The sequence below is a fragment of the Flexithrix dorotheae DSM 6795 genome, assembly GCF_000379765.1.
GTDB lineage: Bacteria > Bacteroidota > Bacteroidia > Cytophagales > Flammeovirgaceae > Flexithrix > Flexithrix dorotheae.
Genome location: NZ_KB903487.1, coordinates 80,560 through 105,389 on the forward strand (window position 1 = coordinate 80,560; position 24,830 = coordinate 105,389).

General features: G+C 35.9%; 22 protein-coding genes. 11 read left to right on the forward strand and 11 right to left on the reverse strand.

The annotated features are described in order from the left end of the window. Window positions 1–37 precede the first annotated feature (37 nt). Entirely contained in the window at window positions 38–490 is a 453-nt protein-coding gene (locus A3EM_RS0134010) for a hypothetical protein (protein WP_020532726.1), read from the forward strand. Here A3EM_RS0134010 and A3EM_RS0134015 read toward each other — a convergent pair. Then, window positions 477–1,067, reverse strand: coding sequence for an alpha-ketoglutarate-dependent dioxygenase AlkB family protein (locus A3EM_RS0134015; protein ID WP_020532727.1), 591 nt, complete (start codon window positions 1,065–1,067; stop codon window positions 477–479). The genes A3EM_RS0134010 and A3EM_RS0134015 overlap by 14 nt on opposite strands. A gap of 291 nt (window positions 1,068–1,358) precedes the next feature. Here A3EM_RS0134015 and A3EM_RS47825 point away from each other — a divergent pair, with 291 nt between their 5' ends. The 5 genes from A3EM_RS47825 (at window position 1,359) to A3EM_RS0134040 (ending at window position 6,433) form a co-directional block, all read left to right on the forward strand. Continuing rightward, on the forward strand, window positions 1,359–1,526 hold the full coding sequence (locus tag A3EM_RS47825) for a DUF896 domain-containing protein (protein ID WP_020532728.1): 168 nt from the start codon (window positions 1,359–1,361) through the stop codon (window positions 1,524–1,526). 691 nt (window positions 1,527–2,217) lie between these two features. Further along, window positions 2,218–4,365, forward strand: coding sequence for a HEPN domain-containing protein (locus tag A3EM_RS0134025; protein ID WP_020532729.1), 2,148 nt, complete (start codon window positions 2,218–2,220; stop codon window positions 4,363–4,365). Then, the gene (gene cobA, locus A3EM_RS0134030) at window positions 4,365–5,126 is read left to right on the forward strand and encodes a uroporphyrinogen-III C-methyltransferase (protein WP_020532730.1); all 762 of its coding nucleotides are present in this window, start codon (window positions 4,365–4,367) and stop codon (window positions 5,124–5,126) included. Before A3EM_RS0134025 ends, cobA begins: the two co-directional genes overlap by 1 nt. Further along, window positions 5,095–5,757, forward strand: a complete 663-nt coding sequence (locus tag A3EM_RS0134035; protein ID WP_245576587.1) for a precorrin-2 dehydrogenase/sirohydrochlorin ferrochelatase family protein — start codon at window positions 5,095–5,097, stop codon at window positions 5,755–5,757. The genes cobA and A3EM_RS0134035 overlap by 32 nt, the downstream gene beginning before the upstream one ends. Further along, window positions 5,738–6,433: a phosphoadenylyl-sulfate reductase gene (locus A3EM_RS0134040; RefSeq protein ID WP_157638230.1), complete on the forward strand. Its 696-nt coding sequence runs from the start codon at window positions 5,738–5,740 to the stop codon at window positions 6,431–6,433. Before A3EM_RS0134035 ends, A3EM_RS0134040 begins: the two co-directional genes overlap by 20 nt. An 81-nt stretch (window positions 6,434–6,514) precedes the next feature. On the opposite strand, the gene A3EM_RS0134045 is transcribed toward A3EM_RS0134040, so the two are convergent. The 3 genes from A3EM_RS0134045 to A3EM_RS0134055 all read right to left on the reverse strand — a co-directional run bounded on the left by A3EM_RS0134045 (window position 6,515) and on the right by A3EM_RS0134055 (window position 10,888). Further along, window positions 6,515–9,049, reverse strand: coding sequence for a PIG-L family deacetylase (locus A3EM_RS0134045; protein WP_020532733.1), 2,535 nt, complete (start codon window positions 9,047–9,049; stop codon window positions 6,515–6,517). A 236-nt stretch (window positions 9,050–9,285) separates the two neighbouring features. Beyond that, window positions 9,286–9,894: a DUF2911 domain-containing protein gene (locus A3EM_RS0134050; protein ID WP_026210751.1), complete on the reverse strand. Its 609-nt coding sequence runs from the start codon at window positions 9,892–9,894 to the stop codon at window positions 9,286–9,288. 211 nt (window positions 9,895–10,105) lie between these two features. Then, the gene (locus A3EM_RS0134055) at window positions 10,106–10,888 is read right to left on the reverse strand and encodes an SAM hydrolase/SAM-dependent halogenase family protein (protein WP_020532735.1); all 783 of its coding nucleotides are present in this window, start codon (window positions 10,886–10,888) and stop codon (window positions 10,106–10,108) included. 477 nt (window positions 10,889–11,365) lie between these two features. On the opposite strand from A3EM_RS0134055, the gene A3EM_RS0134060 reads away from it, so the two are divergent. Then, entirely contained in the window at window positions 11,366–11,707 is a 342-nt protein-coding gene (locus A3EM_RS0134060) for a DUF5320 domain-containing protein (protein ID WP_020532736.1), read from the forward strand. 9 nt (window positions 11,708–11,716) lie between these two features. Here the strand turns inward: A3EM_RS0134060 and A3EM_RS0134065 are convergent, their stop codons facing one another. From A3EM_RS0134065 to A3EM_RS0134075, 3 genes are read right to left on the reverse strand one after another with little or no spacing between them, the layout of a single operon-like run. Beyond that, window positions 11,717–12,196, reverse strand: coding sequence for a nucleoside deaminase (locus tag A3EM_RS0134065; RefSeq protein WP_020532737.1), 480 nt, complete (start codon window positions 12,194–12,196; stop codon window positions 11,717–11,719). Between the two features lie 5 nt (window positions 12,197–12,201). Continuing rightward, complete coding sequence (locus A3EM_RS0134070) at window positions 12,202–12,687, reverse strand: dihydrofolate reductase (RefSeq protein ID WP_020532738.1); 486 nt, start codon at window positions 12,685–12,687, stop codon at window positions 12,202–12,204. Window positions 12,688–12,705: 18 nt separating this feature from the next. Beyond that, window positions 12,706–14,580, reverse strand: coding sequence for a formylglycine-generating enzyme family protein (locus A3EM_RS0134075; protein ID WP_020532739.1), 1,875 nt, complete (start codon window positions 14,578–14,580; stop codon window positions 12,706–12,708). Window positions 14,581–15,178: 598 nt separating this feature from the next. On the opposite strand from A3EM_RS0134075, the gene lysS reads away from it, so the two are divergent. The 3 genes from lysS to A3EM_RS0134090 all read left to right on the forward strand — a co-directional run bounded on the left by lysS (window position 15,179) and on the right by A3EM_RS0134090 (window position 18,980). Continuing rightward, window positions 15,179–16,900: a lysine--tRNA ligase gene (gene lysS / locus A3EM_RS0134080; RefSeq protein ID WP_026210752.1), complete on the forward strand. Its 1,722-nt coding sequence runs from the start codon at window positions 15,179–15,181 to the stop codon at window positions 16,898–16,900. Between the two features lie 155 nt (window positions 16,901–17,055). Beyond that, the gene (locus A3EM_RS44535; RefSeq protein ID WP_044240723.1) at window positions 17,056–17,598 is read left to right on the forward strand and encodes a TRAP transporter small permease subunit; all 543 of its coding nucleotides are present in this window, start codon (window positions 17,056–17,058) and stop codon (window positions 17,596–17,598) included. A gap of 71 nt (window positions 17,599–17,669) precedes the next feature. Continuing rightward, window positions 17,670–18,980 (forward strand): TRAP transporter large permease, encoded by a 1,311-nt coding sequence (locus tag A3EM_RS0134090; protein ID WP_020532742.1) that lies wholly within the window; start codon window positions 17,670–17,672, stop codon window positions 18,978–18,980. Between the two features lie 91 nt (window positions 18,981–19,071). On the opposite strand, the gene A3EM_RS47830 is transcribed toward A3EM_RS0134090, so the two are convergent. Beyond that, window positions 19,072–19,209 (reverse strand): hypothetical protein, encoded by a 138-nt coding sequence (locus tag A3EM_RS47830; protein WP_020532743.1) that lies wholly within the window; start codon window positions 19,207–19,209, stop codon window positions 19,072–19,074. Window positions 19,210–19,257: 48 nt separating this feature from the next. Between A3EM_RS47830 and glgX the strand changes: the two genes are divergently transcribed. Then, window positions 19,258–21,324, forward strand: coding sequence for a glycogen debranching protein GlgX (glgX, locus tag A3EM_RS0134100; RefSeq protein WP_020532744.1), 2,067 nt, complete (start codon window positions 19,258–19,260; stop codon window positions 21,322–21,324). Between the two features lie 115 nt (window positions 21,325–21,439). Here the strand turns inward: glgX and A3EM_RS0134105 are convergent, their stop codons facing one another. From A3EM_RS0134105 to folP, 3 genes are all read right to left on the reverse strand, one after another. Beyond that, window positions 21,440–22,615 carry a hypothetical protein gene (locus tag A3EM_RS0134105; protein ID WP_020532745.1) on the reverse strand — a complete coding sequence of 392 codons (1,176 nt, stop codon included), beginning with the start codon at window positions 22,613–22,615 and terminating at the stop codon, window positions 21,440–21,442. 7 nt (window positions 22,616–22,622) lie between these two features. Beyond that, the gene (gene cdaA / locus A3EM_RS0134110; RefSeq protein WP_020532746.1) at window positions 22,623–23,492 is read right to left on the reverse strand and encodes a diadenylate cyclase CdaA; all 870 of its coding nucleotides are present in this window, start codon (window positions 23,490–23,492) and stop codon (window positions 22,623–22,625) included. 252 nt (window positions 23,493–23,744) lie between these two features. Then, window positions 23,745–24,593: a dihydropteroate synthase gene (folP, locus tag A3EM_RS0134115; RefSeq protein ID WP_020532747.1), complete on the reverse strand. Its 849-nt coding sequence runs from the start codon at window positions 24,591–24,593 to the stop codon at window positions 23,745–23,747. Window positions 24,594–24,830: the final 237 nt, after the last annotated feature.

Below are 24,830 nucleotides of genomic sequence, written 5' to 3' on the forward strand. Positions count from 1 at the left end.
TAAATATATTTGTCATTCACCAAAGTCAATTTAGTTTGTGGATAAGTTATTTGGAACCTTTGCTTTTGTACTTATACTTCTCAATTTAGCTCCGGAGAAAATTAAAGCTCAGAATGATCCGAACTGGATTATTCTTTCTCAGGTGATGTTTGGCGAGGAAAGAGAAACCGACTTTGGATTAAAAATAGCTCCTCCCATTTTTACCGAACAAATCAGAGAAAAAACCGGAAAAGAAATTACACTTGATGGATTTATTTATCCGCTGGAAGGCGCTAAAGCTTCCAAATATTTTGTGCTTTCCATGAAGCCCATAGCTACTTGTTTCTTTTGTGGAAAGGCTGGCCCGGAAACAGTAGTGGAAGTATATGCAAAAAAGGAAATTGAATATACTGAAGAAAGGATTACCCTAAAAGGGAAGTTTATGGTAAACGAATTCAGTACTACCGGAGTCATTTATATTTTGGATGAAGCGGAAATTATTGAGGAATGACTTTCCTGAAAGTCAGATTGATTCTTACCCCAGTTTCCTTTTTAGATTTCGGCAATTGATGTTGCCAAAGATGCTGTGTTTTGCCTTTCATTAAAAGCAGGCTGCCATTTTCTAATTCTAAGTCATATTTTTCTTTTTTATTCTCCTTTTTCCTGAGCTGGAATTTTCTTTTTGCGCCAAAACTCATAGAAGCAATTACCGGATTTTTTCCAAGCTCCGGCTCATCATCACTATGCCATGACATACTATCATTTCCATTTCTGTAGAAATTCAACAAAACACAATTGAATTGTTCATGGTATTCCATTTCAATTTTTTGTTTGATCCCTTGCAACACAGGATGCCACTCTATGGCCTTCCAGGTAAGTTTTGAATAAGTATAGGAGATACCATTCTCCCCATAAAAGGCTGTTAACCGGGGCTGATTGAACGTTTTTCCAAAAAGTTGGATTTCCTTTTGTTCCCATACTATTTCTTTTTGCAGTTGGGATAAAATATTGGCAGCACCTTCTTTTTCATAAAAATTAGGATGATAATAAATTTCAGCACTGGAAATTGATTGTAGTGGATCGGCCATTTTAAATTAGGGTAGTTGATTGTTTAAATGGTGAAGGATTTAAAATCCAATAAGAGGCTTTAATATTGGAAAAATAGTTTTTCAACAGGTACATTAAAAATGTTAAATTTATTTGACAAATTTCGGTGTTTTTTTCTCATCCAATAATAGAAACCTGAAAAAAATCAGTGTAATTTTCTTTTGTAAAATTCTCTTTTTTTTACGCTAATTATGGTTTGTTAACAGATAGGCTGCTTTTTTCCTTTCATTATTCATTATCTTCAGGCAGATTATAACAAACATTTTTTCATTATGGATTTTATTTATTTTACCTGGACGCCCAGCCAGGCTTTCGATAGGATCGAAGAATTAAATCAAAAAGCGATGTATGAAAGGCTTTCTGATTTTGAGCAGGAAGAATTGGATGAACTTAGAGAAGTTTTCCAGGACTCTTTCAACGAGTACGATTTTGAATTTTAAATCCATCCACCTTTAAAACTTTTAAAACCCGGGAAACCCGGGTTTTTTTTGTGAGCTACTCTTTTTCATAAAATCAAAAAAAATCGGGAATCAATTGAACTTTAAATCAAGCCTTTAGGTTAGCAGATAAAGTTGGGAAATTAAATACAGGGAAATGCATACTAGTTTTTCAACTAAACCGTAAATAAGCTGATAGATTTGCAAAAGATTAGTTGATTCATTAACATATTAATAAATTAATCACAAAAAGCTTGCATGGGCTTAGTTTAGTTTATAATATTGTAACTAGAAAAAGTTTAAATATCGATTTTATGTCATTAAGTACACCATTTCAAAGCCGACCAAATGCACATCATAGCTGTTGTATGATGCAGGTTTTCTATGGGAAAGGTGTGTCAATACGTCATTAAATTTAGTACATATTCAAAATACTAAAGCCTTTCCAAATGGAAAGGCTTTTTTTTTTGACCATGCTATTTATTTTCACCTTATTCTTAACCAAAAGCACATGAATTGTTTTAATAATTGTTGTTGTAATTGTTGTTGTTGCTGTGAAATACAGCAGCTAAAGGAAGGCTTCATACGTACCGATTGATTTTAATTTTATTAAAAGTTAATCACAAAAAGTGTAAGCCTTCCTATTTTAAATATGAAGGTTTTTTTTATCTCAAAATATATATAGTCAACCAAAATGAGCACAAATCCTAATTCAAATATTAGTAAGGAAGCCAGAAAAGATATTCTGGAACTTGAAGAAAAAATTAAGGAATTTAATGCAGGTAAAATTCCAGAAGACAAGTTTAAGCTTTTCAGGCTAACCAGAGGTGTTTATGGACAAAGACAACTGGGCGTTCAAATGATAAGGATTAAAATTCCTTATGGAAAGATCTCCACTAAGCAATTGAAAACTATTGCGGCTACTTCAGATAAGTACAGTAATGGTAATTTGCACCTTACTACCCGGCAGGATATTCAGCTCCATTATGTAAAAGTTGAAGAGTCTCCTGCACTTTGGGCAGATTTGGAAGAGTCTGATGTTACTTTAAGAGAAGCTTGTGGAAATACAGTAAGAAATGTAACGGCTTCTGCTACAGCAGGTATTGATCCAAATGAACTTTTTGATGTTTCTCCTTATGCACAAAAGTTATTTGAATTCTTTTTGAGAAATCCTATTTGTCAGGAAATGGGAAGGAAGTTTAAAATTGCGCTTTCTTCAAGTGATGATGATTCTGCTTTTACTTATTTCCACGATTTGGGTTTAATCCCAAGGGTACAAACGGTTGACGGAGTTGAAAAGAAAGGATTTAAGGTTTTAATAGCTGGTGGTTTAGGCGCGCTTTCCATGATTGCTTATACTGCTTATGAATTTTTACCGGAAGAAGATGTATTACCTTTTGCAGAAGCTTTGGTAAGGGTATTTGACCGACATGGTGAAAGAGCCAGTAGAAATAAAGCCAGAATGAAATTTTTAGCCAAAAAAATAGGTGCTGAAAAAATCATGGAATTGGTGGAGGAAGAAAGAAAAGCGCTTAAAGCTAAAGCAGGTAAGATTGAATTAAAAGAAGAGGTTGTAAGTCTTCCAGAGGAAAAAGAAATTGGTGAGGTTAAACCAGTAGATGAAAAACTTTATAAAGACTGGCTGGTTACAAATGTTTTTGAGCAAAAGCAAAAAGGATATTTTGGGGTTTATGCTCTTGTACCATTAGGCAACTTTAGTTCGGATACTGCAAGGGAACTTGCGGACCTGATCAAAGATTATGCGGCTGATGATATTAGAGTGACTGTGGATCAAAACCTTCTATTTAAATATGCAAGGAAAGAAGCTCTTCCTATAATCTTCAATAAACTGTATGAATTGAATCTTGCTCAACCAGGTTTTAATTCTGCTGCTGATATTACTGCATGTCCTGGTACGGATACTTGTAACTTAGGTGTTTCGAACAGTACTGCTCTTTCACTTGAGATAGAAAAACTGATCAGAAAAGAATACCATGACCTGGTATTTGATTCTCAGATAAAATTCAAGTTGAGCGGATGTATGAATTCGTGTGGCCAGCATATGGCTGCCAATATTGGATTCCATGGGAGTTCAATAAAAAAAGGAGCTTTAGTAATTCCAGCCATGCAAGTAGTGATAGGAGGAGGAATTGACCCTAGCGGGAAAGGATTTGTAGCCGAAAAAGTAATTAAACTTCCTTCTAAAAAAGTGATTGAAGCGATTAGATGGATCCTTAATGATTTTGAGGAAAATAAGGAAGAAGGAGAATATTTCAATGATTACTTCTATCGGTTGGGGAAAAGATATTTCTACGATTTATTAAAGCCTCTTTCAGATACCAGTGAATTAGTAGGAGAAGATTTTGTGGATTGGGGAGATACTGAAGAGTTTAAACTGGCCATAGGTGTTGGAGAATGTGCGGGTGTAATGTATGATATGATTGGGTTGATTTTGAAAGATGCTGAAACTAAAGTGGGATTAGCAAAAGAAGCCATTGAGGAAGGACATTATGCAGACGCCATTTACCATGCATATAATGTGAAAATCATTGCTGCAAAAGCACTATTACTGAGTGATGATGTAAAATGTAATACACAAATCGGTATCATCCGTGATTTTGATAAGCATTTTGTATCAACTGGAAAGTTCAAATTTGAAGGTTCTTTTGAGGAAGATGTACTTCAATTGAATAAGCAGGAGCCATCCAAAGAATTTGCAGAAAGCTATTTGGCAAATGGAGTTAAGTTTTTCAAGGAAGTATTAGCACACAGAAAAGATCAAATCCAACAAGACAAAAATCAGGATGAAAAGTTGGTGATTGAGGATTATTATAAAGCTTAATGATAAAGAAACTTACTTTGGTTGGGGCGGGACCCGGTGATCCTGATTTGATAAGTGTAAAAGGAGTAAAAGCACTACAAAATGCAAGGGTAGTGCTTTATGATGCTCTTGTGCATACAGATTTATTGGATTATGCTCCGGAAAATTCAACCAAAATATTTGTAGGAAAAAGGTCTGGAGCTCATAGTTATAAGCAGGAGAAAATTAATGAAATAATTGTTTCCCAAGCGCTTACTAAGGGCAGTGTGGTGAGACTCAAGGGTGGAGATCCATTTATTTTTGGCAGAGGACATGAAGAAAAGGAATATGCAGAAAGTTTTGGTATTGAGGTGGAAGTGATTCCCGGAATTTCCAGTGCAACCTCGCTGTCGGGTCTCCAAAGTATTCCATTAACCAGAAGGGAAATTACGCATAGTTTCTGGGTAACCACAGCTACCGGAAGTGAAAATGAATTGACCGGAGATATCAAAGTTGCTGCCGGAACCAATGCCACTTTGGTAGTTTTGATGGGGATGAAAAAATTACCTCAAATTTCAAAACTGTTTAAAGTTTTAGGGAAAGCAGAAACCCCTGTTTTGATTATCCAGAATGGTTCATTGCCCGGAGAGCAAATTGTGGTAGGAACAATGGAAAATATAGTGGAGAAAGTGGAAGAGAGAAAAATTGGTACTCCTGCCATTATTGTGATTGGGGAGGTGGTAAAACTTCATCCTGAGTTTGTGATGGAATATGTCTCCAATAATTATTACTACGAAGGCTAGTTTTATGGATCAATCTGCTGAAAATATATCTCGAAATGTACTTTATCCAGTTTTCCTGAAACTGGACAAATTTGACATTTTAATAGTTGGAGGAGGGGATGCAGGCGCAGAAAAAATGAGATATATAATGAAAAGCAGCCCCAATGCAAGAGTTACCCTGGTCGCTCCTGAGTTCATTGAAGAGGTTGCGGAAATAGCCGGAAGACATGAGCAGGTAATTGTGCACAAAAGAAATTTTGAGGAGGGAGATTTAAATGGGAAAAAACTGGTGATTGTAGCCACTGACGATCACGAATTAAACAAGGAAATCAGGGAATTGGCAGTTGCCAGAAATATACTTACTAATGTAGCTGATACGCCTGATTTGTGTGATTTTTATCTGGGATCAATTGTGACTAAAGGAGATCTTAAAGTTGCTATTTCCACAAATGGAAAATCACCAACTTTTGCCAAGAGGTTCAGAATGCTTCTTGAGGATATTTTACCAGAAAATATTACGGAAACCCTTGACAGACTCAAAACCATTAGGGACAGTCTTAAAGGAGATTTCCAGCATAAAATAGACGTACTTAATCAAATTACTTCAAACCTAATTGAGAAGAATGACAAAAATGGAGACACAGGAAGTTGAAACAGAATCGCTTAATTTACTTTACAATAAATTAAAACCAGAAGAAAGGTTGGGGTTATTATACCAGGATTTTCCTAACAATCAGGTTTTAATGACTTCTTCTTTTGGAACAACTTCAGTTTATTTGTTGCATTTGATCAGCCGAATAAATAAAAACCAGAAAGTATATTTTATCAACACAAATTATCACTTTCAGGAAACTTTAAATTATAAAAATCAACTTCAGGATTTGCTGGGGATAGAAATAGTTGACCTGCATCCTGATAAATTACATAATAAATTTACCACTGAAAATCAGACCTGGAAGGAAAATCCGGATTTGTGTTGCTCGGTAAATAAAGTTTTGCCTCTCAATAGCCTTAAAGAAAAACACCAGGTGTGGATTTCAGGATTAATTGGTCAGCAAAATGATTTTAGAAACGGAAGATCAATCTTTGAACAGACTAAGGAAATTTTAAAATTCCACCCGATAATAGATGTTTCTCTGGATGAAGTCAATAAGCATATTGCCAAATACAACCTGCCAAGAAACCCCTTGTTGAGTAAGGGATATGGTTCAGTAGGATGTATGCACTGTACTTCGAAAGGAGAAGGCAGAACCGGAAGATGGAAAACCAGTACGAAAACTGAATGTGGACTTCATGTTCAGCCCAAAGCTGTTCAGATGGCAGTTTAAACAAGCATCAACCTGGTCTCAAAAAAAGGAATTGATTTTAAAATCAATTCCTTTTTTGCTTTTAGATGAAGTGTTGATTACTTACTTGGCAGTTTCCAGTTTTAAGGGTTCTTTTTTTCCATATCCAATCAGGTTGGCCAATAGTCTGTAAGCTCCGGGAACTCCGGCTGGTAATTCTCTGAAAAAGGATAAACCCGTGTAAATATAATTCCCTTCTCCATATTGAGTAACTAACAAACTGCCAGATTTAGCCTCTTCCCCAGGATCATTCATAGAAAGAATCGCTTCATATTTATTATCCCATTCATTTGGGAAATAAAGTCCTCTTTCCTGTACCCAGCCATCAAAATCAGCTTCTGTAATTTTGTTGGGAAAATTAAGAATTTCGTGATTTGGGTTAAGCAATTTTACTTCAGCTTCCTCCACAGTTACCCTGTCACGGGAAATTTTTAATGGGTAAGGTCCTAAATCCATAGAAAGTGTACGGCTGGTGTTATATTGAACAATTACATTTCCACCTTTTTCCACATATTCCATTAAATATTTTTGATGAAATTTCATTCGGCTATTGGTGTTATATGTCCGAACTCCGGTAATAACTGCATCATACTGGCTCAGGTTATCAGTGTTGATATCTTCATCGGAAAGAATATCTACTGTATAACCAATTTGTCTTAATGCTTCGGGAACTGCATCTCCAGAGCCCATAATATAACCAATTTTTTTACCCTGAATCTGAATGTCCAGTTTGGCCAGTTTGGCTTCCGCTTTCGGAAAAATGGTTTGAACAGGAATGTGTGGATAGTCAATGATTTTAAGGCTGTAATCTAAAATCTGGTCACCAATTTTTACCAATGCTTTTACCTTTCCTATAGATTGACCTACTGGAGGAGTTACCTGAAATGTGGTGTTTAATTCTTCAAACTTTTCTTTAAAACTAAAAGGAATTTTATCAGGAGAAACTTTCCAGCCTTTTGGCAGGTCCAAAGTCAATTCTCCTTCAATATCTTGAGTGTTTGATTTTAAAACAATATTAACAGGAAGGGCTTCCTGATTGGCAAAAATATAAACCTGTTCGGCAATATTGGCTGTAACCGGAGGAGCAATTGCAAGCGGTCTGTATTTTTCCCCATCAGCCGGGTCAACCCATCGGTACATTACCGGAGTAACTAAAGATATTTCCCTATTGATCCCTTCACTTTCAATTTCCAAATCATAAATTACTGACAAAGGTGGTTCATTTTCTGGTAAACCAATTAATTCCTGGTTTTCTACCTGAAACATACCTTTTAGAGGAGTTTCTTTGAGCCAGTAGGGTTGTGAGTAAGAGAGATTAGTGGGTATTTTAAAAGAATCCAAAACAGAAACCAGCTTATTAAACTCCAGCAGAGAATCATTTTTAATTTTGGTATATTGATAATCGATTTCCTTTAGAACAACCTTTGCTTCTGATCTTTTAATAATTCTTGCTGTCACAAATAAACTATCTCCGGGAGAAGTACTGTAAACTTTACTGTTGGCATCTGCCCAGATTCCTGCACACTGTAAGATTAAATCTTCCAATTCCTGCTTTTTCAGGTTTACATAATGATTATCTGCAGGTAGTTTAGTTATTTCTGCATGTGCTTTTAAAAGTGTACTCAGTGAAGCAGAAGGCTTTTCAATATTATAATTGGCAATTGCCTTTTTAATAAGGGCTTTTACCTTTTCACTTCCATCTACCCTATCCCAGTTTGTGACAATTCCTTCGAATAAATCTGTGGCAGCACTATCCCCTGCCAAATGGCCTAAATATTCAATTTCACTTCCTCTTTGCTTACTTGCCCCAAAGCCCTGGCTTTTATGCATTGATCTGCTTTCTGCGGCAATCTCTCCATAGGATTTTCCCAAAAGGGTATTGTAAGCTCCTGCATCTATTTTGAGGTATTGGGAATAATCATGATTTTTCTGGGTGCGGAAAAACCACCATGAAGTATTCCATAAAATTCTTTTGGCCTGCCAGGGTGCTACAAATTCCAATTGTTCCGGAAACCTGTTGGGATCGGCTGCTGCTGAAAAGGCTTCAAGGGCAATTTTGGCTGAGGTTGTATGGTGGCCATGTGTTTCTCCATCCCGATAAGGAGAAAATCTGGTAATGATCACATCAGGTTTAAACTTTCTGATTACCCAAACGGCATCTGCCAGTACTTTTTCTTTATCCCATATGGTAAGGGTTTCATCCGGATGTTTGGAGTATCCAAAATCATTGGCTCTGGAAAAAAACTGTTCCCCCCCATCTGTTCTTCTGGCTGCCAGTAACTCCTGAGTTCTGATCAAACCCATTTGTTCTCTTACTTCCTTACCAATTAAGTTTTGACCACCATCGCCTCTGGTTAAGGAAAGATAAGCTGTTCTCATGCCTTTTTCATTAGCCATGTAGGTAATCATCCGGGTATTTTCATCATCCGGGTGGGCTGCTACATAAAGCACTGAACCCAATACCTGTAATTTATTTAGGGCATGTTTTATTTCTGAAGAGTTTTTAGAGGGATCAGGGCCTGCCTGAGCTAAAATTTCAAATGGTAAAATTAAAATTGCCAACAATATGAAGGCTGATTTTATTGGTTTATGAGACATGCCAGAATTAATTTGTGCTTTGAGAGAAAGTGTTTGACAAATAAAAAAGTTTGAATATTATTCTCAACAAAAATGGAAAATGGAATCCTTAATATCTATTGGATTTTTATGAATTAACAATTTCCAGGGTGAAAAGGTCTGAATTTTTTTCTTTTTGATAGTAAGTGGAAGTAATGAGCAGATAGAAGGGAAAATAGTGGCAAGCGAACTTACCACTATTATAAAATTGGAATTTCTTATTTCAAGGAATTTTTCATGCTCTCAATAATACCCTCTGGATTTGTATCTACATCAAAAGATACCATAGTTTTATCCCAGGCCATAGAAACTTTTCCTGTTTTGTTATCTCCTGCAGAAATTACATAAACTAATCTTTCCACTGCATCAGAAAGTTGTTTTGGAGTAGCACTTAATTTTACAGCAGCTTCCGATTCTAATTTAGCTTCATCTACATTTCCCTGATTGAAGTAGGTGAAAATGCTTTTTCCATCACCGTGTAAGTAGATTGTCCAGTCTCCACTTTCCATAGGTTTGATTGAAATAGCATATGAACCCGCATTAAGTTCTTTTCCTCCTACTTTTACAGCGGTACTGAAAGTAATTTTTGTAGGCTGGTTTGCTCCTGCTCTCCAGGTAGTGCCAAATTTTTGTAATTCACCAAAAACCTTTCTCCCTTTTACTCCAGGCGAAGAATATTCCACCGTGATGTTGGTAAGTCCAACCTTTTGAGTTACACTGGCAGCAGGGCTTGGCTGAGGCATTTGAATTTGTGCGAATAGTTCAGCACTGCAAAGTCCTAATGTAAAAATGGCGATAAAAATGGGTAGAAATTTGTGTGTTTTCATTTTAAAAAATTTTAGTAAAAAAATAAAATCGATAATGTGTTTGTAAAAGTCAAGTTGGTAAAAAAGCTCCATCAGTCCTGCATCAACTACTTGATAAAGAGATGGATTCCCTCGCAATTAATATGATTGAGGAAATTCAATTTACTAAAAATTTGACGCGTCACAAACTTACATTTTAAAGCAATGAAAATTTGTTAAAGAAATGTTAAATTCAATTGATTTCAGGGTGAAAGGAAACTAAAACCGGGCTATTGACAGTCATGCCCAGTAAATTACTGGCATTTCCCTGGTTGATGGCAATTTCAAGATAGCCTAAACTGTTGAAAATAACTACACAGTCCCCAAACTCTACCACAGAATAATGGTGAGTGATTTTTCTGATGGATTCATACTCAAATTCAACTTCATACCGTCTTTCTTTTCTGATTTTCTGAAAAGTATCTAAGTCAATATTGGTAATGAGATTGCCATTAAAATCCACATAAATTACCTTCCCTTTAATCTGATTTTTATTTACCGAAACACTTCCCAAAGTTCTCTTCTGAAAATAAGAAATTGGCTCACCAAACTCTTCGGGAGTATGTCCGCTAAGTAATCGAACTACGATATTGGCATAAATCGATTTGGCAGGAAATGATTTTATCCAATTGTCGGGCTTGAAAAGGTTAATAATAATTTCGGGCTCTTCTTCGGTAATTAAGCTGAATATACCGTTATCAGGACCTATAAAATAGTGGCCGTTTATTTTTACCAATAAATGCTGGTTTTGAAAACTATCCGTAGTCCCTATAGCCACCAGGTGAATAGTGCCTTCAGGGAAGTCCTGGTAAACAGCTTTTAAATTAAATCCGGCATAAGCAATATTACCACAGTCCGTAGAGTGAGAAATATCAATAATCTGCTGGTTGGGGAAATGGCATAGGATGGCTGCTTTTACGGAAGCAACGTAAAAATCAGTATTACCAAAATCGGATATGAATGTAATTATGGGCATTTATTAATATTATTTTGCCTTATCCTCTTAAATGTGAATTAAATTACCAACTAAAAATTCATAAAAAATAGAAATCAAAGGGTAGCGGTTTGCTGCCAGAAATTTTTTCAAAAAGCTAAATTAGAAATAAATCTAATTTCAATCATCCTAAAAAATCAAGAAAAAAAGATTTGGATTCTAACATGTTTTTATACCTGTTTTTTAGGGAATTTCGCATTATTCCTAAAGCATGATTCCCTTTTTATAATATTAAAACGAGCCTTTCATTTAGTATTATTCCTTCTAAATAAAGATTATTTGCAGCACAGAATTCTGAAATTAAGTAGCCTAATATAAAGCTAATGAACCTTTTAAATTAAAATGAATCTATACAAGGAATCTTTTTGTTTAATAGAGTAAAGATTTCGTTAAATTTACTGTAAATATTAAATCGGCTTCTTTTTCTAAATTGAAGCCTTAAGATTAAAGCCAGAAATTATGAAGCAGAATGATGATAAATTAGAATCACTGATAAATGAATTTATTAAGGAAATGATGTCCAGAGGATTTAATAAATTCAGGCAAGCGAATAATGGCAGAAATCCGGGGATGGATGATCTGTTCGATATGTTCAACAAATTCAAACAAAAATTTGAATGGGATAACTCAGAGGAAGTTGTGCCTACAAAAGAAGAGGATAAAAAAGATGACTTTTCTAAGGATTTGGAAATAAAATACCTGAAGGAACAGGTAGAAACCCTTAAAGAACAACTTAAGGATAAGGATAAAATCATAAAAATGCTTAAAGATAAAAAAGCTAAAAGTAAGGTAACTGACTGATTTAGTTTTTCAATAAAGCTTTTTATCAGGTTTATTTCTCCAGGCCAGAAAGGTTTCCAGCCCTTCATGTCTGGAGATTTGTTTTGTAGGGATTTTTCTATCTTCCCATTTTAAATCTAATTCCCTGTAAATAAAGGAATCGTCAAAGCCATTTTCTGAAGCATCTTCTTTCGTGCAGGCATAAAATAACTGATCCGGCCTGGCCCAATAAATGGCCCCCAGACACATCGGGCAGGGTTCACAGGACGTATAAAGGATGCATCCATCTAGTTGAAAAGTATTAAGTTTTTTGCATGCATCCCGAATGGCGACCACTTCTGCATGGGCAGTCGGATCATTGGTGGAAGTCACCTGATTATTTCCTTTTCCCACAATTTTTCCGTCTTTTACTACAATGGCTCCAAAGGGCCCGCCTTTTCCCGATCGAACACCATCTACCGCAAGGTCTATGGCCATTTGCATGAATTTTTCATGGATTGATTTTTCCATTCCACTTATTTTCTTTCGTAAATCAAAAATGAAAAACTGTACTCATTTTTTTCATCAGCCTCAATTTTTCTTTCGGAAATCATTTTCCATAATTCAGGCTTTATTTCAGGAAAACTTGTATCTCCTTCTATTACTGTATGTACTCTGGTGATGTAAAGTTTATCGGCTATTTCCATTCCCATTTTATAAATTTCTCCTCCACCGGTAATAAAAACTTCTTCATTTTCTTCTGGTAGTTTTAAAGCTTCTTCCAGGCCTGAGGTTACCTCAAAATTTTCCTTTTGGTAGTTTCCCTTTCTGGTTATTAAAATATTTCTTTTCTTGGAAAAAAACATATCAGGAGATTCAGCAGTTTTTCTTCCCATGATGATGGTTTTGTCCTGTATAGTATTTTTATAATATGCTGTGTCGGTAGGAAGATTCCAGGCTAGTTTGTTGTCCTGGCCAATTATATTATTTTCGGAGACTGCAGCAATCATTGAAATAATCATGATTTTTCAGTTGGAGGGCTATAATTCTAAAATCCAGATGTTATCGTACAACTCACTAAAGCTTCTTTGAGCAGATTGCGCTTCATCCAATGAAGAATAATGTGCAATTGATAAATTATATTCCTGATTTACATTAATCAATTCAGATCCAACAAATCCAAAGTTGATTAATTTACCCAAAGAAGTTTTTGCTTTGTCATTGTTCTCAAAAGAATCAACAATTAAAAAGTATTTTGTGTTTGCCTCTGGTCTTTTGTTGGCCAGCTTTGGTTCAGCTTTTTTCACAGGAACTTTGGCTTTTAGAGGTGCTCTTGGGGTATAACTGTTCCAGTTGGTGTAAACAAGCTTTCCGAAGTTTCTTTCCGGGAAATCGGCTCCAACAGGCATGCCTGCCAAATCGAAATAAATTTTTGGGAAAACATAAAACCATCGTTTATTTTCTTTTCCTAAATAATTAAGCTGAAAGTCGTATAAATCTGATTTGCCTGCTGCTTTTATTTGTTCTTTTTGAATGAATTTGCAAAAAGCGGTAAAATTTGCCCTTAAATCACTGTATTGCTTATTTCGATCAAAATGATTTGGTAAAACTGAATAATAACTATCCTTTGGAACGGGTTTTTCCTTCCACCTGAAATGCAGGGGATTATTAAACCAGCGAGGCAATCCGGCACTTGCAAAGCCACTTTCCGAAGCTAAAACTGCAGTGAGAAAAATGGGATTAACCTTATTGTTTAGCGCAACTTCAATAATCAAATCAGCTAATTCCTTTGGAGAAAGCACTTTTTGTTTACCTACGTTTTCACTAAAATAAAGGCAATTGGGATAATTTTCCTTTATAAAAACTTCAAGCTTTTTGTTGAACTTATCATCGAATCTTTTAAAGTCCACATTCTTAAAATCAGTAATCTGGTAATTTGGTGTATAAAATTGGTGGGGGACATCCAAATCGATATTGGTTTTTCCCCGTGAGACTACCATAGGCAGGGAAATAGGTCTCACACACCTAAAGCCTATATCAAAATTAAAATTACCTGGGGTGGAATGGCTTTTAGAAGCCACCCGAAGAAATTTTTTGGAAGGGCTCCCATACGAACCTCCTTTCAGAACCTTGGAGAAATGTGGCTTTTCCCTTGCCGATTTTTTTCTGTTACTGATTTTAACTTTTCCTTCTTCATACCAGTCATCTGTCCATTCCCACACATTTCCGCTCATACCAAGCAACCCAAAATCATTTTCATATTGAGATGACACATCAGCGAGATAAACCCAGTTACCAATTTCATTTCCTTTTTCATTATCGAAATTGGCAAAAGTATTTTTAAAGGAATTCCCCCAAGGGTAATAATGCTTTTCATGCCCGCCACAAGCGGCATATTCAAACTCGATTTCGCTTGGAAGCCTGTAACCATTGGAAAGTGGGGCAATTACCCATTTTTGCTGGCCCCAGCTATCTTTATCCATTACCTGAATGTAAGCAGGCGAAAGTCCTTCTGCTTTGCTTCTCCAATTACAATAGTCCACAGCCTGATACCAGCTAATTCCTGTTACCGGATTATTTTTATCCTGAAATTCAGTTTCTTCCCAATAGGCGGTAGGCAATCCTCCGGCTTTCAGATATTCTTCAAATTCCTGATTGGTGACAGGCGTTTTATCCATATAAAAGGCCGAAACCCAAACTTTTTGATAATTCCCGGATGGGTCAATATAGGCAGGTCTGTGTTTTAAGGTGAGCTTTCCTCCAGGCACCAGTACCATTTCTTTTACTCCCTTAATGTCATTTGGTAATAATAATTCCAGTATCCCAATCCTTTTATTGATTAGGACGGCCAGGGTAAGAATGATTAAAAATATACCCCCTACAGTCGCGTGAATTATTAACCTTAAAGGTTTCATTTAGTTAGAAAATCTGTTAGGTCTTTTTGGTGCTGTCAAGTAATATGATAGTTATACTATTTGTTTTGAGGATTCGGTGTTGTTGTTAATTAAAAAAGTACTCTTTAGCAGCCGTTGAAAAAATCCTGGAATTTACTAATAATATTTGTTTATTAAATGGCAAATTCAAATATAGTTTGGCGCAAACTTTAAACCAAGTATGCCAAAATTCTAAATTGTTTTTCCAGAAAAGTCTAAAAACAATAAAAGACAGAAGAAGGCTTAATTGGTTAAAAGAAAAGACGTGAAATTTATCTCTAAAAAATCAATGTACCGTACCCTTTCAGGCAATTCAGAAGTAAAATTATTAACAAATTAATTATTTTATATCATATACTCAAATTCTTCTCTAACTTTGCCGATCCCATGTTTTTTCCCAATAAATGCCCTTGCAAAATATTGGGAATTGGTAGTTGATAATATTAGAAGTTGAATTAAGACATTTTTGTTTCCTGAAACTTCTAAATTGTTGAGATAAAATACACAAAAAAGGATTTTGTCGGAAATAATGGAGAAAGTCCATTTATATAGACAGGTTGGTGGAAAAATTTTTAAAAAGATGCAGCATTTAAGCGAACAAGAAATTTTAAGAAGAGAAAAAAGACAAAAATTGTTGGATTTAGGCATAGAGCCTTATCCGGCTGATTTATTTGTTGTTAATGCCCATAGTAAAGATATCCATGAAAATTACGAAAGGATGAAGCTTCAGTACAAGGATATTTCCCTGGCTGGAAGAATCATGGGCTTTAGGATAATGGGAAGTGCTGCATTTGCTGAAATTCAGGATGCTACAGGCAGAATTCAGGTTTACCTGAGAAGGGATGATATTTGCCCTGGAGAGGATAAAACCATGTATAATACCGTATTCAAAAAACTATTGGATATTGGGGATATCATCGGGGTAAAAGGATATGTGTTTACCACCCAGACTGGGGAAATTACAATTCATGTTACTGAATTTAAAGTTTTAACAAAATCTTTAAAACCACTTCCACTTCCTAAAACAGACGATGAGGGTGTGGTACACGATGCTTTTACAAATCCTGAATTAAGATACAGACAACGGTATGTAGACCTTGTAGTGAATCCTCAGGTGAGGGAGACTTTTATCAAAAGAACTCAGCTGATGAATGTAATGAGGGAATACCTGAATGATAAGGGTTATCTTGAGGTAGAAACACCTATTCTTCAGCCTATTTATGGGGGGGCAGCTGCAAGGCCTTTTAAAACCCATCACAATACTTTGGACATGACGCTTTATATGCGAATTGCCAATGAATTGTATTTAAAAAGACTTATTGTAGGAGGCTATGATGGAGTTTATGAATTCTCAAAAGACTTTAGGAATGAAGGAATGAGCCGTTTCCACAATCCGGAATTTACCCAGATAGAGTTGTATGTGGCCTACAAAGATTACAACTGGATGATGGATGTGGTGGAGGAAATGGTAGAAAAAATAGCCATGAAACTTCATGGAGATACTGTGGTGCAGGTGGGCGAAAATAAAATTGATTTCCAAAGACCCTGGAAAAGGTTTACCATGTATGAGGCAATTGAGCACTTCACTGAAATTGATATTTCGGAAATGAGTGAAGATGAACTAAGAGAAACCGCCAGAAAACTGAATGTGCCAATTGATGATACAATGGGAAAAGGGAAGTTGATTGATGAAATTTTTGGTGAAAAATGTGAGCCTTATTTAATCCAGCCGACTTTCATTACTGATTATCCTGTGGAAATGTCTCCATTGGCTAAAAAACACAGAGACAAAGAAGGATTAGTAGAAAGGTTTGAAGCGATTTGTAACGGAAAAGAAATTTGTAATGCTTTTTCTGAACTAAACGATCCAATTGACCAAAGACAAAGATTTGAGGAACAACTGGAATTGGGAAAAAGAGGAGATGATGAAGCTATGGTGCTGGATGAAGATTTCCTGAGAGCTTTGGAATATGGTATGCCACCCACAGCTGGTTTAGGAATTGGAATTGACAGACTCAGTATGATCATGACGAATTCAAATTCTATTCAGGATGTTTTATTTTTCCCACAAATGAAACCTGAAAAGAAACCAAAATATGCTACAGTAGAAGATTATGTGAAATTGGGCATAAGAGAAGAGTTGGTACCAATCATTCAGCAACTTGGATTGCTAACCATTGAGGAGGTAAAGAAATCTAGTCCTTCTAAATTGTTTAATGATGTTTGTGGCATGAGGAAAAAGCTCAAACTTAAGGATGTGAAAAACCCAACAAAGGATGAAGTTGATGGTTGGTTGTCCTAACCAGAGAAAATTGAATTGGAGTCCGGCAGCTTGTCGGACTTTTTTTATGCCCTTATAGTTAGGAAAATCCCATTTTCACCTTAATTTTAGTTTTTCAAAAATTATCTGAATAAATCTTCAAAGACCACCCTGAGTCTGCAAAAGTGTATAAGAAAATGAAATTTTTACAAACCTATATTCACATCGTTAACCAAATAAATGAGAATCTGGGGAGAGCAATAGCGTGGCTGAGTAGTATTTTGGTAATAGTTATTTGTCTCGATGTGGCCATAAAAAATATTTTCAGTATATCTTCGGTGGCATTTTTTGAATTACAATGGCATTTGTTTGCCCTGATATTTTTGTTGGGTGCAGCTTATACTTTAAAGCATGATAAACATGTACGTGTAGATGTTTTTTATCAAAAGCTATCTCCAAAAGGCCAGGCCTGGGTCAATATAATTGGAAGTATTATTTTTCTTATTCCATTTTGTATTATTATAATCAAATCGAGTCTCCCTTATGTAGCTACTTCCTATAAACTGGCAGAAGGCTCAAATGATGCTGGTGGTTTACCTGCCCGGTACATTATTAAAAGTTCCATTTTTATTGGCTTTTTCTTTCTGCTAATTCAGGGAATTTCCCTGATTTTTTCCTCTTTACTTACGGTTTTAGATAAACCTCAGCCTGATAATGAAAAGGATTCAAATAGGGTATAAACCGTTTCAGGGCAGAATGCCAGTTATATAAAAATAAGTGGAGCAACTTAAATACTAACAAAACAAACTAGATGGAAGCACTTTTACTTTTCCTTGTTCTGATTATTCTCATTCTGTTGGGTTACCCTGTGGCTTTTACCCTGGCAGGAGTTTCTATAATTTTTGGATTAATTTTTCTGGATGTAGAGTTTTTTAACTTACTGCCCCTTCGGATTTATGGCACCATGAGCAATTTTATCCTGATTGCAGTTCCCCTGTTTGTTTATATGGGGGTAATGCTGGAGAAATCTGGAATTGCCGAGAGGTTGCTGAATACCATGGCCATGCTTTTGGGAAGAATTAAAGGAGGATTGGCCATTGCAGTAATTTTGGTTGGAGCTATGCTGGCCGCATCCACCGGAATTGTAGGAGCGACTGTAGTTACAATGGGTTTACTGAGTTTGCCTACCATGCTCAAAAGAAAATACAGTCCTGAACTGGCCACCGGTACAATCGCTTCAGCTGGAACTCTGGGACAGATTATTCCTCCAAGCATTGTGCTTGTATTGTTGGGAAGTGTCATGAACATTTCCGTTGGTGATTTATTTATTGGGGCGATTGTTCCCGGGGTTTTGTTGGTTTTATGCTACATCCTTTTTGTAGTCGTAGTGGCAATTATAAAACCAAGTGCTGCACCATCTGTGCCAAAAGAGGAAATTGATGCTTTTAAGGAAAAAGATTTTTACAGCAAATTATTCAGGGCATTTGTTTTGCCTCTTTTGCTGGTCTTTTCAGTGTTGGGCTCCATATTTTTAGGCATTGCTTCTCCAACTGAAGCAGCAGCAGTTGGGGCTCTGATGGCTACCATCCTCACCGTTCTGGAAGGAAAACTTACCAAGAAAGTGCTCACTGATGTGATGAAAGAAACAACATTCCTAACTTGTATGGTATTTATCATTCTGGTGGGGGCGACAGTTTTTGGTTTGGTATTCAGGGGGCTTGAGGGAGATGATGCTTTGATCAATTTTATTCGGGAAACGGAAATGAGTCCTTATGCCTTTTTGGCATTTGTAATGGTAGGGATATTTATAGCAGGCTTTTTTATCGATTTTATTGAAATTATTTTCATTTTCATGCCTGTAGTAACTCCGGTTTTTGCCGCCTATCAAATGGATTTGCTTTGGATAGCAATTTTAGTTTCAATGAATCTGCAAACCTCATTTCTTACTCCACCTTTCGGATTCTCTTTATTTTATTTGAAAGGAGTTGCCCCTCCTGAAGTCAAAACAGTGCACCTTTACAAAGGAATTATTCCCTTCATAGTTATTCAGCTATTAATGTTAGGAATGATTGTTTTATTTCCGGAAATGGTTACCTGGTTGCCAGGATTAAAGTTTGAATAACATGTAGCTTAATTATTTAGTCTGATCGGAAACATTAAAGAACCACACCCAAATTATTTGATTTTTAAAAATTCTGAGTAAGTTTAAGACATCAAATTACCAAAACTGCTTTATTCATCACTTTCTCCACAGACCAGGAGCTTTGATGAATATGAATTAAAAAAGCCATTATCTCAAATCCGTAAGTTAAAGCTTCTTTCAACCCAATTTCCTGAATTGGACTAGTCAATCAATTTTGACTTCTGAAGTCAGGAGAATTTGATAATATTAAAAATATATGAAGATCAATACCCAAACAGGACAAAGTTTTCCCTTAGGAGCCACCATAAACAAAGAAGGTGTTAATTTTTGTGTTTTCTCCAAAAATTCCCAGGCAGTTGAATTGTTGTTTTTCGACAAAGTGGAGGATGCCACTCCAAGTAAAATTATTCCTCTTGATCCTGAAGAAAATAAAACTTTTTATTATTGGCATATATTCGTGCCGGGAATAAAGGAAGGTCAACTATATGGTTATAGAGTTCATGGAGAGTTTAATCCAGAAAAAGGGTTGTGGTTTGATGAATCTAAATTGATACTTGATCCCTATGCCAAGGCAATTGCTCTGGGAGAAAATTATGACAGAAATGCGGCCAAAAAAGTAGGGGAAAATAATTTTGGAAAAGCCATGAAAAGTGTTGTGGTTGATCCGGATAATTACGATTGGGAAGATGACCAGCCCTTACAAATCCCTTATAAGAAAACGATTATTTACGAATTACATGTAGCAGGATTTACCAAAAACCCTAACTCGGGAGTAAATGATAAATTAAGGGGAACCTATTTGGGATTAATAGAAAAAATACCCTATCTCAAGGAGTTGGGCATTACAGCAGTAGAATTGATGCCTGTTCACCAATTTGATCCACAGGATGCTCCTAACGGAACAAATTACTGGGGATATAGTCCAATTGGTTTTTTCGCCCCTCATCATGCATATGGAACCACAGATGACCCTCTCAAAACTGTAAATGAGTTTAAGGATATGGTGAAAGCCTTGCACAAGGCAGGAATTGAAGTGATCCTGGATGTGGTTTATAATCATACATCAGAGGTTGGGGATAATGGTACAATACAATGCTTCAAAGGGTTAGAAAACATTGCCTATTATTCTTTTGAAAAAGACAGTTATCGGTTTGCCAATTATACCGGGTGTGGTAATTCCCTGAATGGCAACCATTCTATTGTCAGGAGAATGATTATGGATTCTCTCAGATATTGGGTATCAGAAATGCATATTGATGGTTTCCGTTTTGATCTGGCTTCTGTACTTTCCAGAGATGAGGAAGGAGTGCCAATGGAAAACCCGCCAGTTTTATGGGAAATCGAATCGGAACCGGTTTTAGCCGGGACAAAAATTATTGCCGAAGCCTGGGATGCTGCAGGATTATATCAGGTGGGCCGATTTATTGGCGATAAATGGTCGGAATGGAATGGTATGTACAGGGATGATATCAGGAAGTTTATTAAAGGGGATAAGTCGATGGCAGGTGGAACGGTGCAGCGGATTATTGGCAGTCCGGATTTTTTCTCGGGAATCAACCGTGACCCTAACAGAAGTGTAAATTTTATTACCTGCCACGATGGTTTTACGCTAAATGATCTGGTTTCCTATAATTCCAAACATAACATGGCAAATGGGGAAGACAATCGAGATGGCATGAATGATAACAATAGCTGGAATTGTGGGGAAGAAGGGGAAACCCAAAACCCTGAGATCGAAAAATTAAGACTTAAACAAATAAAAAATTACCTTACCATTTTAATGCTTTCACAAGGAACGCCCATGTTGCTGATGGGTGATGAAGTAAGGCGAACACAGGGAGGAAACAATAATGCTTATTGTCAGGATAATGAAATAAGCTGGTTCGATTGGGACCTTACCCAAAAACATAAGGATGTACTTGAGTTTGTGAAAAATCTCAATCATAATTTGTTTAAGAGATATGATATTCTTCACGAAGAAAAATTTTGGATAGAGGATAAGAAAAATCCGAAGGAATCAAATATCAAATGGCATGGTATAAAACTAAATAAGCCGGATTGGGGAGTAAATTCCCGGACACTTGCCTTTACCATTGGTAATCATAAAACCAATGGCCATATTCACGTGATGATCAATGCTTATTGGGGTGATTTGAAATTTGAGATTCCTCCACTCTTTTCAGGAATAGGATGGAAAAGGGTAATTGACACTTCCTTGCCTCATCCTGAAGATTTTATTCCTTTTGAAAAAGCTTCCATGGTGGAGGAAAATACCTATAAATTAAAAAGCCGATCTATTGTGGTTTTAGTAGGGGAAGACTAGTGTAACTAGCAGAAAGTTTGTCTAAAAGAAATAAGAAAGGTGTATCAGTGGGTTAATAAGTTGATAATTAGCCCCAAAATTCTGTTGCTTATTTAATGTTTCTGGTTTAAGGAAATTAGGAATAAGAACCTCTTATGAATAACCTGAGTAAATAGCCCAGACCTGTAATAAATTGAATACTGAAAATCAGTATAATAAGTTTATCTGGAGTAGGCTGCTTCATTAATTTATTGGGAAAGTTTTGAATAAACTGACTTTCCTGGAGGAAAATAACCAGGCAGGATAGATAAAATAAATAATTACAAACCACGGTCTGCCACATGAAATTTCCATGAAACTCTCTTGCTCCGGTTTCGGTAAGCACACTGAAAATCATGATACCTGCAAGGAATAATCCAAGTGCATATAGAAATAAATCCGACTTAAAAGCAGCTTTGTGGTATTTACTCAATACCGCAATGGGGAATGGAATAGATAGTAAGAAGGAGATGAAAATATTTTCAGAATACTTACCCCAAACATGGAATAGAGTTACTTTAACCCCGCCTGTATTTCCGCTCAGCGCCTCTTTACTCTCTGGATAAAAATATAGGATGGCGTATTGGGAAAGGATTAAAAATATGGAAATAACAACGATAATTATTCCTTTAAGCAATCGGTTAGAGAAACCAGTTTTCCACCAAAGCCAAAGTGGATAAATTATAATAAAACAGAAAACGAAGCTGGGCTTTATCAGGATGTTAATCAGCGAAAATAAAAGTGTAAAATAAAAGAATTTGTTTAAGCCTGTTTGGGCAAATTTCCATGAATTCCAGAATAACAAAATGGCAAATGGCATGAGAAAAATGGTAGTGCTATTATGCCAAACGTTGGGTGGCAGCTGGCCAAAATACCAGTGATTATAGGCTACAGGAAGGGAAAATAGAAAAATGAAACAGAGAGGTAAAATAACGTTTGTGACCTGATTCGTTTTGGTAGACAGGTCTGAAAGTACTTTTTCTGTCACATAATATTTAAAGGCAATGGAAAGTGCCATTACTAAAGTAGTAGCCATGTATAATTTTGCCGGTGAGGTAGAAAATAAAGACAAGCTGGCTATTAAAAAATAGTATAAAAAGTTTGGTCTCCAGTAGCCGGTTTCCAAAAACTGTATAGTTTGGTTTACGTGGGCTGTAAAATCGAGGTGGGTATAAAAAGTAAGTTTATAAAAAAGGGGAATGGAAATAACAAAGAGTGCAAACGTGATAAAAAAAGAAAAAAATCTCTTTGCAGCTTTGTGAAGTCTTGTCATTAAAGAATTAGGCACTTTGGACTTTTTCCTGTTCCTGATCGGCTATATCCCCATCTTCAGGAGCTACAATCGATTTGCTAATAGATTTTCCAGAAAGGTATTCGTTGAGTTTTCTTCTTATTTCCAATGGGGAAAGGTTATGGAAGATTTTTCCATTGAAAACATAGGATAATTGCCCTGTTTCTTCAGATACAATTAAAACCGCTACATGATTTACCTCTGAAATTCCAATTCCGGCACGGTGTCTTAATCCCATGGAAGCAGGAATATTCTGATTATCAGAAACTGGCAGAATACATCTTGCCGCCACTATTTTATTGTCATGAATAATGACAGCTCCATCGTGAAGTGGACTATTTTTATAAAAAATACTCATTAAAAGTCTTTTGGAAATCTGAGCGTCCAAAACATCTCCTGTTTCTACAAAAAACTTAAGATCGTCATTTCTTGAAATGACAATTAATGCGCCTGTGTTTGTACCACCCAAAACTTTTATGGCTTCAATAATTGGGGAAATATCATAATTATCTTTCTCCATGGATCTGCCGAAGCTGAAAATATTGGAAAAAGTGAAATCTCTGAGAGAGGTTGTTTTCCCCACAAGTAAAAGAAACTTTCTGATTTCATTTTGGAAAATAATTAAGGCACCCAAAACACCAACACTCATAAATTGACCAAGAATAGAACTAAGCAGTTCCATTTCGGTGGCTTTTACTACAAGGTAAAGGAGATAAATAGAAAGAAACCCAATGGATACTTTTAGCGCAACACTTCCCCGAATAAGTTTGTATAAATTATACAATAGGATGGTAACCAGAGCGATATCCAGGATATCAACCCACCGAATCTCCAGAAAACCAACATGAAATCCTAACATAAATTTAAAAATACCGGTTAGTTACTATGCTTCAAAAAAATATATTTTAATAGGTAAACGTCAAATCACTTTAAGGTATAAGTAATAATTTAATTAAGGGTACAAACAAATTCAGTTTAATTTTGTCAAATCTAAAAATTATCCTTTTTTGTGTTAAGTTTTTCTTTAGAAAATTCCATACAGTTAGTTGTCAGTACAAAAAAATGTACGATAATTACAGTCCATATCAGAATAGTTACAAAAGGAAGAATATTAATTGTCTGTTAGTAAGTCAACGATTTCCCTTGCCTCCTTCACATCATGAACCCTCAGGATGGCAGCTCCTTTTTCAATGGCAATTGCATTTAAAGCAGTAGTGCCATTAAGGGCAAGGTCAGGTAGGATGTTTAACTTTTTATAAATCATGCTTTTTCGGGAAAGCCCAATCAGCATGGGTAAATTTAATATATTAAATTGATCTAATTGCTTAAGAATCAAATAATTTTGATTTAAATTTTTTGCAAATCCAAATCCAGGGTCAATTATTATATCCTTGCAGCCTAATTTCCTGAGCTGGTAAACTTTTTCCTGAAAATAGTCGATCATTTCCAAAAGTAAATCATCGTATTTGGTGAATTTTTGCATAGTTTGAGGAGTTCCCCTCATATGCATGAGAATATAAGGAACGCCCAGATTTGCCACTGTTTCAAACATCCTTTCATCGAGATTTCCACCAGAAATATCGTTTATAATATCTGCGCCACTTTCCACTGCTTTTTTAGCCACATTTGCCCGAAAGGTATCCACTGAAATTAAAATTTGATGATGACAGTTTTTGATGACCTCAATAGCTTCTACTACTCTTCTTATCTCCTCTTCTTCACTGATATGATCGGCTCCTGGGCGGGAGGAGTATCCACCAATATCGATGATGGAAGCACCGTCTTTTATCATTTGTGTGGCCTGAGTAGCTAATTTTTCAGCATTGTTAAACCACTTACCACCGTCATAAAATGAATCGGGTGTGATGTTTAATATTCCCATGATCAGGGGTTTATCCAGCCTGATCAGCCTGCCTTTTACATTTATGAAGTGCGGACTTAAAACTTCTATATTTCGCAATTATAACTTTGTTGATTATGTTTGGAATTAGTACAATTGACCAGTTTATTCAATAACTGGATAGTAAATAATAGACAATTGAAAAATGTAATTATTACAATTTTTTTTCAAATTTCTAAAAGTGGGTTAAATTTTTCACCCTTATGAAAAATTAAAAGGATATTTGCGCAAAATATTTATCTCAATAAAATAAATAAAATAACCATTGTCTGAGTCATCGAAAACCGTAGAACAATA

Coding starts and splice junctions, on each gene's coding strand:
- A3EM_RS0134015 (WP_020532727.1), bottom strand. CDS start 1,067: ATGGCCGATCCACTACAATCAATTTCCAGTGCTGAAATTTATTATCAT.
- A3EM_RS47825 (WP_020532728.1), top strand. CDS start 1,359: ATGGATTTTATTTATTTTACCTGGACGCCCAGCCAGGCTTTCGATAGG.
- A3EM_RS0134025 (WP_020532729.1), top strand. CDS start 2,218: ATGAGCACAAATCCTAATTCAAATATTAGTAAGGAAGCCAGAAAAGAT.
- cobA (WP_020532730.1), top strand. CDS start 4,365: ATGATAAAGAAACTTACTTTGGTTGGGGCGGGACCCGGTGATCCTGAT.
- A3EM_RS0134035 (WP_245576587.1), top strand. CDS start 5,095: ATGTCTCCAATAATTATTACTACGAAGGCTAGTTTTATGGATCAATCT.
- A3EM_RS0134040 (WP_157638230.1), top strand. CDS start 5,738: ATGGAGACACAGGAAGTTGAAACAGAATCGCTTAATTTACTTTACAAT.
- A3EM_RS0134045 (WP_020532733.1), bottom strand. CDS start 9,049: ATGTCTCATAAACCAATAAAATCAGCCTTCATATTGTTGGCAATTTTA.
- A3EM_RS0134050 (WP_026210751.1), bottom strand. CDS start 9,894: ATGAAAACACACAAATTTCTACCCATTTTTATCGCCATTTTTACATTA.
- A3EM_RS0134055 (WP_020532735.1), bottom strand. CDS start 10,888: ATGCCCATAATTACATTCATATCCGATTTTGGTAATACTGATTTTTAC.
- A3EM_RS0134060 (WP_020532736.1), top strand. CDS start 11,366: ATGAAGCAGAATGATGATAAATTAGAATCACTGATAAATGAATTTATT.
- A3EM_RS0134065 (WP_020532737.1), bottom strand. CDS start 12,196: ATGGAAAAATCAATCCATGAAAAATTCATGCAAATGGCCATAGACCTT.
- A3EM_RS0134070 (WP_020532738.1), bottom strand. CDS start 12,687: ATGATTATTTCAATGATTGCTGCAGTCTCCGAAAATAATATAATTGGC.
- A3EM_RS0134075 (WP_020532739.1), bottom strand. CDS start 14,580: ATGAAACCTTTAAGGTTAATAATTCACGCGACTGTAGGGGGTATATTT.
- lysS (WP_026210752.1), top strand. CDS start 15,179: ATGCAGCATTTAAGCGAACAAGAAATTTTAAGAAGAGAAAAAAGACAA.
- A3EM_RS44535 (WP_044240723.1), top strand. CDS start 17,056: ATGAAATTTTTACAAACCTATATTCACATCGTTAACCAAATAAATGAG.
- A3EM_RS0134090 (WP_020532742.1), top strand. CDS start 17,670: ATGGAAGCACTTTTACTTTTCCTTGTTCTGATTATTCTCATTCTGTTG.
- glgX (WP_020532744.1), top strand. CDS start 19,258: ATGAAGATCAATACCCAAACAGGACAAAGTTTTCCCTTAGGAGCCACC.
- A3EM_RS0134105 (WP_020532745.1), bottom strand. CDS start 22,615: ATGACAAGACTTCACAAAGCTGCAAAGAGATTTTTTTCTTTTTTTATC.
- cdaA (WP_020532746.1), bottom strand. CDS start 23,492: ATGTTAGGATTTCATGTTGGTTTTCTGGAGATTCGGTGGGTTGATATC.